This is a genomic window from Streptomyces sp. KR55, from assembly GCF_052245645.1.
Lineage (GTDB): Bacteria > Actinomycetota > Actinomycetes > Streptomycetales > Streptomycetaceae > Streptomyces > Streptomyces flavusporus.
In genome coordinates, this window is record NZ_JBQQCE010000306.1 from 1 (window position 1) to 11,800 (window position 11,800).

Sequence of the window (11,800 nt, forward strand, 5' to 3'; positions counted from 1 at the left end):
CTGCCCGCCGTGGCGGCCGCGCCGTCGGCCAGGTGCTGTTCGAGGGCGTGCGCGAGCTGCTCGCGGTCGGCGGCGACCAGGGCGAGCCGCTCGGGCAGGTGCTCCCGGCAGAGCTGGGACGTGTAGGCGATGTCGGCCAGGCTCGCCGTGTCGTCGCCTTCGAGGAAGGCGTGCAGGCGGCGTACCGCCGCGCGCAGGCGCTCGGGAGTCCGGGCGGACACCAGGACGACCTGGGGCGAGGGGTCCGGGGCGCTCCGATCGGCGTGGGCGGTCACTGGCGGTGCCTCGACGACGAGGCTGACGTGGCTGCCGCCGGCCGCGACGGAGTTGACGAGGGCGCGGCGAGGCGCGACGCCGCGGGGTGCCCAGTCCGTCAACCGGTCGGCGAGCCGGAGGGACGAACCCTCCAGGTCCAGACGCGGATTGGGGGTGCCGACGTCGACGAGCGGCGCGACCCGGCCGTGGCGCAGCTGGAGGACGACCTTGGTGAGCTGGGCGATGCCGGAAGCCGCCTCGGGGTGGCCGAGGTTGGACTTCACGGTGCCGACGTGGACGGTGTCGCGGACGTCGGCGAACACCTCGCGCAGGGCGCGCAGTTCGACCTCGTCGAAGAACGTGGTGCCGTTGGCGGCGGACTCGACGTAGCCGATGTCGGCCGGTGCGGCACCGGCCCGCTCCAGCGCCCGGCGCATGGTCGCGACCTGGGTGCGGTGGCTGGGCGTCATGAAGCCGTTGGAGCGGCCGCTGTGCAGCGAGGCGGTGCTCTTGATGACCGCGTGCACGGTGTCGCCGTCGCGCAGCGCCGCGTCCAGCGGCTTGAGCAGTACGGCGCCGACCGCCTCGGCGGGCAGGTAGCCGTCGCCGTCGCGGAAGCTGCGCGCGCCCGGGTGGGTGCCGAGCAGCTGCATCTCGCCGAGGGCCAGGTACTTGTCGGGGTGGGTGGTCAGGTTGACACCTCCGGCCACGGCCAGCTCGCACTCGCCACGCAGCAGGTCGGCACAGGCCAGGTGCACAGCCATGGCGGACGAGGTACACATGCTGTCCACGGCCAGGCTCGGACCCTCCAGGCCGAAGAAGTGCGAGACGCGGTTGGCGATGAGGTTGTAGGAGGCGGCCGAGGTGAGCGCCGAGAGGGTGGGGTCCTGCGCGGCGTCCGCCCGGTACATCTGGTAGGCGGCTCCGACATACACCCCGACGCGCCGCTGGTAGCGCCGCTCGACGACCTCTTGGGTGACGCCGCCCTGCTCCAACAGGTGCCACACGGTCTCCAGGAACAGCCGCTGCTGCGGATCCATCGCGGCGGCCTGGCGGGGCGAGATGCCGAAATGCAGCGGGTCGAAGCGGTCGATGCCGTCGAGGAACGCGCCCCACTGGGCCCGGCCGCCGGTGTCCCAGCGATCGGCCGGCACCTCGGTGACGCAGTCCCGGCCCTCGCACAGCGCCGACCAGAACTCCTCCAAGTCGTCGGCGTGCGGGTAGCGGCCGCTGATACCGAGGACGGCGATGTCCTGGCTGCGGTGGTCCTGCTCGTGTCGGACCGGTGAGGGGGCCTGCGCAGCGCGCGGGCCCGCGGCGGCCTGGGCCCGTGCGGGGGCCGCGGCGGACGGGGGCTCGCCGACGAGGGTGCGCAGCGCCTGCGGGTGGTCAGCGGCGAGGTGGCGGGCGAGACCGCGCACGGTCTGCACCTCGAACAGCAGCGTGCGCGACAGCGGCCCGAAGATGTCCTCCAGCGGCTGGACCATGGTCACGGCGAGCACGGAGTCCATGCCGTAGCGCTCCAGCGGGGTGTCGGGGTCGAGGCGCTCGGGCCCGAGCTTGAGGGCGGAGGCCAGCATCCGCCACAGGTGGGCGACGGCCCGGTCCTCGACGGACCGTACGGATCCGCCGCCGGCCGCCGTGGCGGGCGCGGGGGCCTGCGGTGCCGGGTCCGTCGTGGTCTGCGCTGCCACGTTCTGTGGTACGGCGGTCTGCGGTGCCGCCTCCCCGGCGCGCTCCGTCAGCCGGGTCAGCAGCGCCTCGCGGTCGCCCGCCACCACGAGCAGCCTGCCCTCCGTGACACCGCCCTCGGCGCCGGCCAGGGCCTGGTGCAGGGCGGCGAGGCCACGCTGCGTGTCGAGGGGGGCGAGCCCAGCAGCGCGCAGCTGCTCGCGGACGGGGCCCTCGGCGCCCATGCCGCCCTCGTCCCACAGCGGCCAGTTGACGGACACGGTGCGGCCGCTGCGCAGGCCCGCATCGACGAGCCGGTTGCGGTGTCCGGCGTAGGCGTCCATGAACGCGTTGGCGGCGGCGTAGTCGCTCTGGCCGGGGTTGCCGAAGGCGCCGGCGATCGAGGAGAAGCAGACGAACAGCTCCAGCGGCTGCCCCTGGGTCAGCTCGTCGAGGTGGACCAGTCCGGCCACCTTGGGGGCGAGGACGCGCTCCAGTTCCTCAGCACTCTTGCGGACGACGAAGTTGTCGTGGACGACGCCGGCGGCGTGCAGCACGCCGGTCAGCGGGCCGTGCTCGTCGGCGATGCGGGCCAGCAGGCCGGCAAGGGCGTGCCGGTCGGCGACGTCGACCCGCTGGTGGTCGACGGTCAGGCCCGCGGCGCGCAGGGCGTCCAGCGCGGCGCGCTGGTCCCCGGTCAGCGGGGAACGCCCGGCGAGGACCACGGTGGCGCGGCCGACGGTGGCGGCGATGTCCCGGGCCGTGATCAGGCCGAGTCCGCCGATGCCGCCGGTGACGAGGTAGACGCCGTCCTCCCGCCAGGGCGCGGCGGCGGGCCGGGCGCCGGTGACCTCGGTGAGGCGGCGGACCTGGCGGCGGCCGTCGTGGTGGCGTACCTCGGGCTCGGGGTCGGCGGTGGCCTCGGCTGCGAGGCGGGCGGCGACGGTGGCGGGCGAGGCGCCGTCCAGGCACTCCAGGTACTGGGTGTGCAGCTTGGGGTTCTCCAGGTGGGCCGTGCGCAGCAGTGCGCCCAGGCCGCTGAAACAGGCAAGCCGGTCGCTGTCGCCGACGGCCGCCACCTGGAGCAGCGTGGGCCGGCGCACGCCCTGCTCCAGCAGCCGCCGGGTCAGCGTGAACACCTGCCGCACGGCATCGGCGTACTGCCGGTCGAGCGGGCCGTCGGCGAGGTCGAGGATGGTGCACTCGGTCCCGGCGGGCAGGGCGGCCCGCAGGGTGTCGTGGTCGCCGTCGGTGAGCCGACCGAGCACCACGACGTGCCGTTCCGAGAAGGCGCCCGCCGCCCCGGTCGTGGCCTGCCGCGCGGTCCACTCGGGCCGCAGCAGCACCACGTCGGCGCCGCCGGCGGCCGGGGAGCCGGCAGTCGGCGCGGGCCGGTGCGGTGCGCCCTCGGTGTCGAGGTCGAACCAGCAGCGTTCGCGGGCGAAGGGGTAGCCGGGCAGGCCGATGCGGCGCACGGGGGTGCCGGCCGGCCAGGCGTGCTCCCAGCGCACCTCGGCGCCGTCGGCCCACCCCGCGAGCAGGTCCTCGTACGAACCCTGCCGCGTCCAGGCGTCCAGGGCGGCGCGCACCGCCGGGGCGTCGGCGGGCCGGTCCGGGCGGACGGTGCCCCGGTGCCAGGGGCCGGTCACGGCAGGGTCGGCGGCGAAGGCGGCGAGCCGCTCGCGGGCCTCGGCCAGGCTGCTCGCGGCGAAGGCGAGGCGCTCCTCCAGCGCCATGCGTCCGGTCTGCAGGGTCCAGGCCACGGAGGGGAGGTCGGCGTCGGTCAGCCGGCCGAGCCGGGCGTGCAGGCGGCGGGCCTGCTCGACGAGCTGGCTCTCGCTCTTGGCGGAGAGCATCAGCAGCGCGGGGCGGCCGTCGGCCGGGGCCTCGGCCGGGGGTGCCGGCGGCTGGTACTCGGCGATGACGACGTGGGCGTTGGAGCCGCCGCCGCCGAAGCTGGAGACTCCGGCGACGCGTGGCAGCGTACGGCCCTCCAGCACGGGGCGCCGCCACGGCTCCAGGGTCTGCTGGACGCGCAGCGGGGTGCGGTCGAAGTCGATGTGCGGGTTGAGCGTCGCGGAGTGCAGGCTCGGCACGAGTTCGCCGTGCCGCAGCTGGAGCAGCACCTTGGTGATGGCGGCGATGCCGGCGGCGGACTCCAGGTGCCCGATGTTGGACTTCACGGAGCCGATGGCGAGCTGCTCCGGTGCGCCGCCCGCGCGGCTGAACGCCCGTTCCAGGCCGCTGACTTCGATCGGGTCGCCCAGGGAGGTGCCGGTGCCGTGGGCTTCGAGGTAGCTCAGGGCGCGCGGGTCGACCCCGGCGGCGGCCAGCGCCTCGGCGATGACCTTGCCCTGGGCGAGCGGGGTGGGCACCGAGTAACCGGACGTGCGTCCCCCGTGGTTCACCGCCGTGCCCTTGATCACCCCGAGGATCCGGTCGCCGTCGGCGACGGCCCGCTCCAGCGGCTTGAGCAGGACGGCGCCGACGCCCTCGCCGGGCACGTAGCCGTCGCCGCCCTCGCCGAAGCTGCGGCACCGGCCGTCGCTGGAGAGGAACTTGCGCTGCCCGAGCACCAGGTGCTTGTTGGGGTGCGGGGTGAGGTTGACGCCGCCGGCGAGTGCGGTGTCGCACTGACCGCTGCGGATGGCCTCGCAGGCCAGGTGGATGGCGGTCAGGGAGGAGGAGCACATGGTGTCCACGGCCAGGCTCGGCCCGTGGAAGTCGTAGAAGTACGACACCCGGTTGGCGACCGTGGAGGCGCTGCCCCACAGGGCCGCGGGCTCGCCGCGCTCCTGCGCCTGGGCGCCGAGGAGCTGGTACTCCTGGTACATCACGCCGACGAACACACCGACCTTGGCGTTGCGGGACAAGCGGTCGGGGGTGTATCCGGCGTCCTCCAGGGTGTGGTGGGCGCACTGCAGGAACAGGCGTTCCTGCGGGTCGAGGTGGTCGGCCTCCAGCAGGGATATCTGGAAGAACAGCGGGTCGAACCGGTCGATGTCGTCCAGGAAACCGCCCCAGCCGCCGGCGCCGGCGCCGGCGTACCGGCCGTGGTTCCACCGGTCCGCGGGGACCTCGCGGATGCAGTCCCGGCCCGAGCGCAGGTTCTGCCAGAACTCGTCCAGGCCGGCGGCCTCCGGATAGCGGCCGCTCACGCCGATGATCGCGATGTCGCCGGGACGCACGGACTCCGACCCGACCGCGTCGTCGGAAGAGGAGTCCCGCAGGCGGCGTGTGGACAGGCCGGTCAGCTCCACGCACACACGGCCCTGCTCGTCGACGACGGTGACGTCCAGCCGGGCCGCTGTGGTCTCCATGGCGCCACCGGGCCGGTGGCGGATCCACGCGTACGCGGTGGTGGGGGTGGCAGCGACGGCCTCGGCGCGTTCGAGGGCGAAGGGCAGCGCGAGGCCGGCCGACCGGCCATTGGCCGCCTCCGCCAGCCACAGTCCCATCGTGGCCTGGAGGGCGCCGTCGAGGATGCTCGGGTGCATCAGACCAGCGACGCCGAGAGGCTCCGCCTCAGGCGGCAGGCGCAGTTCGGCCAGGACCTGGGGGCGTCCGTCGGGGTCGGTGCCGACGCGCAGCCGAGCGACCGACCGCTGGGAGGGGCCATAGATCATCCCCATGCTGTCGTAGAGCCCGTAGATGTGCTCGCCGGTGTGGACGGCATCGGCGCAGGCGGCACGCAGGTCGTCAAGAAGGGGCGGGAGCTGCGGGGCGTCCTGGGCGAGGGCCACGCGCCCCTGGCTGCACAGGGTGGTGTCACCTCGTTCGTCCACGCTGTGGATCTCGTACGTGCAGCCGCCCGCAGTGGTTGTGCACACGCGCACCCGCAGCACGAGTCCGTCGGGACCGCAGACGGCGGGCCGCAGCCACACCACGTCGGTGAGCCGGAGGGCGGCGGCGTCGCCCTGTCCCAGCGCCCTCGCGGCAGCCACCCGGGCCATCTCCAGATGAGCGACTCCAGGCAGAACCTTTCCGCCGTGCACCCGGTGGTCGCGCAGGCAGGGCTCGTCGCCGGTGAAGCGTGTCTCGTACGTCGTGTCATCGCCGTCGCCGGTGACAGTCCGGTGGAGCAGCGGGTGGGGCTGCGCTGTCAGTAACTGCCGGTCGGCGACGGCCGGGGTGCAGTGCTCACGGCCAAGGTGTTTCGCGAGGGCCCGCAGGGTGTGGTGCTCTTGGAAGGCGGTGAGCGGGACGGTCAGGCCAAGGCGCGCGTTCACCCGTTCGGCCAGGTGTGCCAGGCCCCGCACGTCCAGCCCGAACTCGGCCAGCTCGGCGTCGGCGTGGAGTTCGGCGACGGGGACACCGAGGAGCGTGGACACCTCTTCGGCGAGGGCAGCGCGCAGGGCGGAGTACGGATCGTCGCTCCGGGCGCTGGGCGATGGAAGGGCAGCGGCATCCGGAGCCGGGGCGACGGAAGTCGGCCCCCGACCGGATGGGGCGGGAGCCGTGGGGGCGGTCGCCGGGACCTGCGCGGGCACTTGCGACTCCAACCACACCGCCAGCTCCGCGACCGTCCGATGCTCGAACATCACCGTCGGCGACAACTCCACCGACAGTCGCTCCTCCAACGCCGCAACCAACGACAACAGGTCAGCCGACGCCAACCCCAACTCGTAATAACCAAGCCCCACATCCACCTGATCCGCAGCCACCTCCAACCGAGCAGCCACCAATCCCCGCACCACCTCCACCAGGCCACCCCCAACCGAAGCAGCCACCGCAGGCGCCGCAGGAGCCGGTGCCGGCAGCGTGGAGGCGTCGCCGCCGCGGACGTCGAGGGACGCCGCAGCGCGGACTCGCTTGGCCACGAACTGGCCCACCTCGGCGACCTTCGCGCCGGTGGCGTCGTAGAACTCCACGCTGAGCCGTATGAGTTCTTCGTCCCGGCGTACGGAGTCGGCGGGGACGCGGACGTAGCAGCGGCTCCCCAGCGGTCCGGTGGCGCGGAACCGCTCGAACATGAGCGGCAGGTAGAGGCCGGGACCGTCGTTGTCGCCGTACAGCATGCCGATGGCAACACCACCGCCGAGGAGGCCTGCCTCGAACAGGGCCGGGTGGAAGAGGAACGCGGGGTTGGTTGCCTGGTGTTCGGGGGCGAGTTCCACTTCGGCGATCCAGTCGCCGGCCCGGTGGTGGACTGCTCCGCTGATCTTCATCAAGCCGGAGTGGACCAGGTCGTACTCGCGGCACCAGGTGTAGATCTCATCGAGCGTGGTACGCCGGGTGGCCCCGTCGACGGGAAGCGGAAGCCGTTCGGTGAAGGTGGCGGGGGCACAGCGGCGCACGGTCGCGACGGCGTGGAGAACGTCGATGGTGTCCTCGGGGCGTCGGCTCCGGACCTCGACACGCCAGTCGCCGTCCGGCTCCCGGCGTCCCTCGACGGTGGTAAGGGCGCGCTTCGCGGACCCGACGACGAGCGGAGCAAGGATCGTGAGGTTGCGTAACTCCACGTCCTGCATGGGGTGGCCATGCCGAGCGAGGACCTGGAGGACCAGGTCCACGTAACCGACTCCGGGCAGGAGGCTGCGTCCGTAGACGACGTGCCCGTGCAGCAGTGGGTTGTCGGCGGTGACAGTGAAGGTCTCGCTGAACGTGGTCGATTCGGTCATCGGTGTCCGTCCCAGAAGGTGCGTCAGGCCAGCGGGTAGATCCGGTGGGGGCATAGCCGGTGGGAAACAGCCGGAGTTGCGCCGGGGAATCCCCGAATGCCGGCGCATGGGTGTGCGGTTCGGATAGGAACGGGATAGAGGAACTCCCACGCTCTGCGAGCCGGAGGGCAGTGCGTTCAGTTCAGGACGACGGCGGTCAGGGAAAGTCCGTCGCGGATCGGTCAGCGTTCGGTCGTGCGACGGACCGGGGCCCCCGCGGCCACGGGAGCGGGTGCCGGGAATCGCGCGAGGAGTCCCCTGTCAGGTCCGATGTCGATCCGCTCCGCGTCGAACCCTGGAAGGCGCCACTAAAGAATGTGAACGCGGCCTCCGTGGGGTTGAACAAAGTGGTCCCGGCAAAGGCTTGACCGCCGCGTGCTGAGCCGATGGACCTGGCGCGTTCGTCGTGCAGCCCGATCATTTCCGGACGGCCCCCGGGAGCGGTTCTCCGCGTTCCGCCGGCGACTTCCGCTGTCCGGCACGACATGCCATCCCGGCGGCACGTCAATGGTTTCTGGCCATGGCGAGTATTGCTCTCTTCGAGAGATCTCGCTGAGGGCGGCCGGCATCAGGAGTCAGAAGTCGAATGATGAGTGGTCAACACGAACCAGAGCGGAAGTTCACCATTCACATAACCCCCGCTTGCCCTCGACCATCATGGTTGGATTCACCCCCCGAGAGTTTCGCAACCTTGATCGAATGGAAAGGGAGCTTAGGTCATCCACTGCAAGCCGTCAACCATGATCCGCCACCCGGAACGCTGTGGCTGCCAAATACTTCATTCGACCAGGTCAGGCGGTGTGCCGGTACTCGGTAGGTGGCGCTCGCATGCTCGATTCCGCGCGGACGGAGCTCAGTACATGTCCCGTCAATTGGCTGGCTCTTGGGCCGAGTTGGGCGTCACCCTGTCCATGGGCGCCATCGGCGCGAGCGCGGACAACGCCGCCGGCGAGAGTCCGGTTGTGATCAAGGGTCCTGGCCAGGCCTGATGGCGGCGTGGACAACCTCCGCATCCCTCTTTCCCCGCGCAGGGATTGGCTGTTGCGCGGTGGGTCCGGGCTGAAGAATCGAGCTACGCGATCCTCGGGAGACGGTTGACGGTCGTGATCGAGTCAACCTAAGCTCTCGATTCGAATGGGGGAGCGAGATGGGGGAAGCGATGGCATCTATCGGGTGTTGCGCAACGGGGAAGAGTAATACTTGCTGTGGCCCGCCGCAGTCGACGTTCCCCCGGGATGGCAGGTTGCACTGGACGCTGTAAGCCGTCGCGACTGCCTCGCCTTCATTGAGGGCAACTGGACTGATATGCGACCGCACAGCCTCCGCCTGGCTATGGCGCCACCTGTGTGAGCCCATTTCGCAACCGAAAACGCAATCGACACCGGGGGAGAAGACGCGTGCGCTCGCACTTACTCGGCCGTATCGAACTCGACCAGGAGTGCTTGAGGAAAGATCTCGAACATCTTGCCGCGGTGCCAACTGTGGAAGAGGAGTATGACGAGGTCAGCAACGGGTTCGTTGAGCGGCTCCAGGTGGCCCGCACCAGGAACCTGAAGAACGCCGTCGTCATCCCGCACCGCGACTTTGTGGAACTCGACCGCGAACTCGACCAGTATTTCCGCACCCATTTGATGCTCGAGGGCAGCTCGCCGGCCTTCCACTCGGACGACGGCACTGTCATCCACATGCGGGCCGGCGAGATCTGGTTCCTCGACCCGGCTGCCGTCCATTCGGCCGTCAACTTCGCTGAGTTCAGCAGGCAGTCGCTTCTGTGTCGACCTCGCCTTCGAGGGCGCGTTCGACGAGAAGGAAGCCTTCGCGGACGCCACCATCTACACCCCGGACCTCAGCCCCGACATTCACGAACGCATGCCGTTCACCAAGGAGCGAGAGACGGGGATCCTCGCCCTGTCCGGCGTGATCGGACGCGAGAACTTCCGCGACGTCCTATTCCTGCTGTCCAAGGTCCACTACACCTACGGAGTTCATCCGAGCGAGGCCTACGAGTGGCTCGTGGCCATCTCGAAGGGGGGCGGTGACGAAAAGATGGTGGAGAAGGCCGAGCGGATCAGGGACTTCGCCATCGGCGCACGGGAACTCGGCGAGCGCTTCTCGCTGACCACCTGGTAAGCGGCCGGAGAACGGGGCACGGGGGAACAGTGATCGAGGACATACTTCCCGTCGACGTGATGTCCGCGGAGGCATTCGACGACGACGCGGACATTCATCTCTTCGCAGAGGAACGCGCGGCCGTCGCCGATGCCGTACCACGGCGCCGACGGGAATTCTCGACGGTGCGCCGGTGTGCTCGTACCGCGCTCGGCGAACTGGGAATTCCTCCGGTTCCCCTGCCGCCCGGGCGGCACAGGGCCCCGCAATGGCCGGCCGGAGTGGTCGGCAGTATGACGCACTGCTCCGGATACCGTGCGGCCGCGGTGGCGCGGGCCAGCCGGCTGCATTCCGTGGGCATCGACGCCGAGGAAAGTGCTCCGCTTCCCGGAGCCCTGCTCGACCTGGTCGCCCTGCCGGCCGAACGAGACCTCGTGGAACGGCTCGGCGCGCAAAGCGACGCGGTGCCGTGGGACCGATTGCTGTTCAGCTGCAAGGAGGCGGTCTACAAAGTCTGGTTCCCCCTCGCCCAGCGGATGCTGGGGTTCGACGGGGCCCAGATCGACATCGATTCCGGCGGGTTCTTCTCCGCGCGGTTCCTGGTGCCCCCACCCCAGGCGGCCGGGAATCCGGTACCCCGGCTCACGGGGCGCTGGATGCACCGCGACGGGTTCATTCTGACAGCCATCACTCTCCCCCTGTCCGTAAACGAATCCCCGGTTCGCGCCACGCACACTCGGGCACCCTCGCGCGCCTTTTCTGGGACGGAAAACCGATGACTGCATTGCCCACGTTCACCGAGACCTTTACCGTCACCGCCGACAACCCCCTGTTGCGCGGGCACGTCGTGTACGGCCGCAGCCTGCTGCCCGGTGTCGGCTACGTGGACCTGGTGCTCCAGGTGCTCGCCCGGCACGGACACCCCATGCCCGAGGTGGAGCTGCGCAACCTCACCATCCTCGCGCCGCTCGTCGCCGGGCCCGGTGAGGCCGTCCTGACCACCGTCGAGGGGCGCCCCGCGACCGGCGGGGGATGGCGCATCGAGGTGCGCAGCCGCCGCGTCCAGGACACCACCGACGTCCTGCACGCCGTCGTCACCGCGCACCACCGTGGCCCCGTCGCCTTCACGGAGCGGCTCCCGCTGCCCGTCCAGGGGGCGACCCGACGCACCACCATGGACGAGATCTACACCTGGTGCCGGGAGTACGACCTCCTCCACTCGGGCCTGATGAAGCTCGGCGGCGCGGTCCACCACCGTCCCGGCGACTGGATCGCCGAGCTGGAACTCGCCCCCGAACACCAGGCCTCCACCGGCGCGTTCCTCTTCCACCCCGCCCTCTTCGAAGCCGGGCTCCTCGGCGGCGGTGTCGCCCTGGGCATGCTGCACGGGGACAATGACGGCCCCGGCCTCTACCTCCCGCTGATGTTCGACCGGTTCCGCGCCGCCAGGCCGCTCGGCGGGCGCTGCTACGTTCGGGTGCCCGCCGACTCCGTCCGCCGCGACGACGAACTCATCCGCCTGGTCGTGGAGTTCTACGACGAGGCCGGCCAGAAGGCCGCCGAGGTCGGGCAGTTCGTCGCCAAGCGCATCCGGGTGGCAGGCGCGCTCGACGTCCGTGGCGACGCTCCCGCCCCGCCGGCCGCAGTGCTCGCTCCCGCTCCCGCCGCCGCGCCGGTGGTGGATTCCCTGCCTGTCTCCGCTGTGCTGCGGGAGTTGGTGGGTTCTCGGCTGGGTGTGTCTGTGGATGCGGTGGATGTGGGGTTGGGTTATTACGAGTTGGGGTTGGGGTCGGCTGATCTGCTGGCGTTGGTGGGGGAGTTGGAGGGGCGGCTGTCGGTGGAGTTGTCGCCGACGGTGATGTTCGAGCATCGGACGATCGCGGAGCTCGCGGCGTGGCTGGAGCCTCAGCTGTCTGCCGGTGCCGTCGCGGCGGCGCCGGCCGTGCCCGCTCCCGCCGCGCCGGCCGTCCCCGCGCAGGCTCCCGCCGCCGCGCCGGTGGTGGATTCCCTGCCTGTCTCCGCTGTGCTGCGGGAGTTGGTGGGTTCTCGGCTGGGTGTGTCTGTGGATGCGGTGGATGTGGGGTTGGGTTATTACGAGTTGGGGT

7 protein-coding genes and 1 pseudogene are annotated in these 11,800 nt (G+C 71.1%); 6 read left to right on the forward strand and 2 right to left on the reverse strand.

Annotated elements, in window-relative coordinates; genetic code table 11:
* Nucleotides 1-7,547 (reverse strand): SDR family NAD(P)-dependent oxidoreductase (locus ACTWQJ_RS34390; protein ID WP_443310388.1); only part of this gene is annotated, 7,547 nt, incomplete at its 3' end.
* A 347-nt stretch (nucleotides 7,548-7,894) separates the two neighbouring features.
* Nucleotides 7,895-8,155 (reverse strand): MbtH family NRPS accessory protein, encoded by a 261-nt coding sequence (locus tag ACTWQJ_RS34395; protein ID WP_443310389.1) that lies wholly within the window; start codon nucleotides 8,153-8,155, stop codon nucleotides 7,895-7,897.
* A gap of 291 nt (nucleotides 8,156-8,446) precedes the next feature.
* On the opposite strand from ACTWQJ_RS34395, the gene ACTWQJ_RS34400 reads away from it, so the two are divergent.
* From ACTWQJ_RS34400 to ACTWQJ_RS34425, 6 genes and pseudogenes are all read left to right on the forward strand, one after another.
* Nucleotides 8,447-8,575 (forward strand): hypothetical protein, encoded by a 129-nt coding sequence (locus tag ACTWQJ_RS34400; RefSeq protein WP_443310390.1) that lies wholly within the window; start codon nucleotides 8,447-8,449, stop codon nucleotides 8,573-8,575.
* Between the two features lie 211 nt (nucleotides 8,576-8,786).
* Entirely contained in the window at nucleotides 8,787-8,936 is a 150-nt protein-coding gene (locus ACTWQJ_RS34405) for an MbtH family NRPS accessory protein (protein WP_443310391.1), read from the forward strand.
* A gap of 182 nt (nucleotides 8,937-9,118) precedes the next feature.
* Nucleotides 9,119-9,304: pseudogene (locus ACTWQJ_RS34410) on the forward strand (aspartyl/asparaginyl beta-hydroxylase domain-containing protein); the annotation flags it as partial.
* Nucleotides 9,305-9,455: 151 nt separating this feature from the next.
* Complete coding sequence (locus ACTWQJ_RS34415; RefSeq protein ID WP_443310392.1) at nucleotides 9,456-9,716, forward strand: hypothetical protein; 261 nt, start codon at nucleotides 9,456-9,458, stop codon at nucleotides 9,714-9,716.
* Nucleotides 9,717-9,775: 59 nt separating this feature from the next.
* Nucleotides 9,776-10,474 (forward strand): 4'-phosphopantetheinyl transferase family protein, encoded by a 699-nt coding sequence (locus ACTWQJ_RS34420; protein WP_443310394.1) that lies wholly within the window; start codon nucleotides 9,776-9,778, stop codon nucleotides 10,472-10,474.
* Nucleotides 10,471-11,800: phosphopantetheine-binding protein (locus ACTWQJ_RS34425; RefSeq protein WP_443310393.1), on the forward strand; the 1,330-nt coding region annotated here is incomplete at its 3' end. The genes ACTWQJ_RS34420 and ACTWQJ_RS34425, both read left to right, overlap by 4 nt.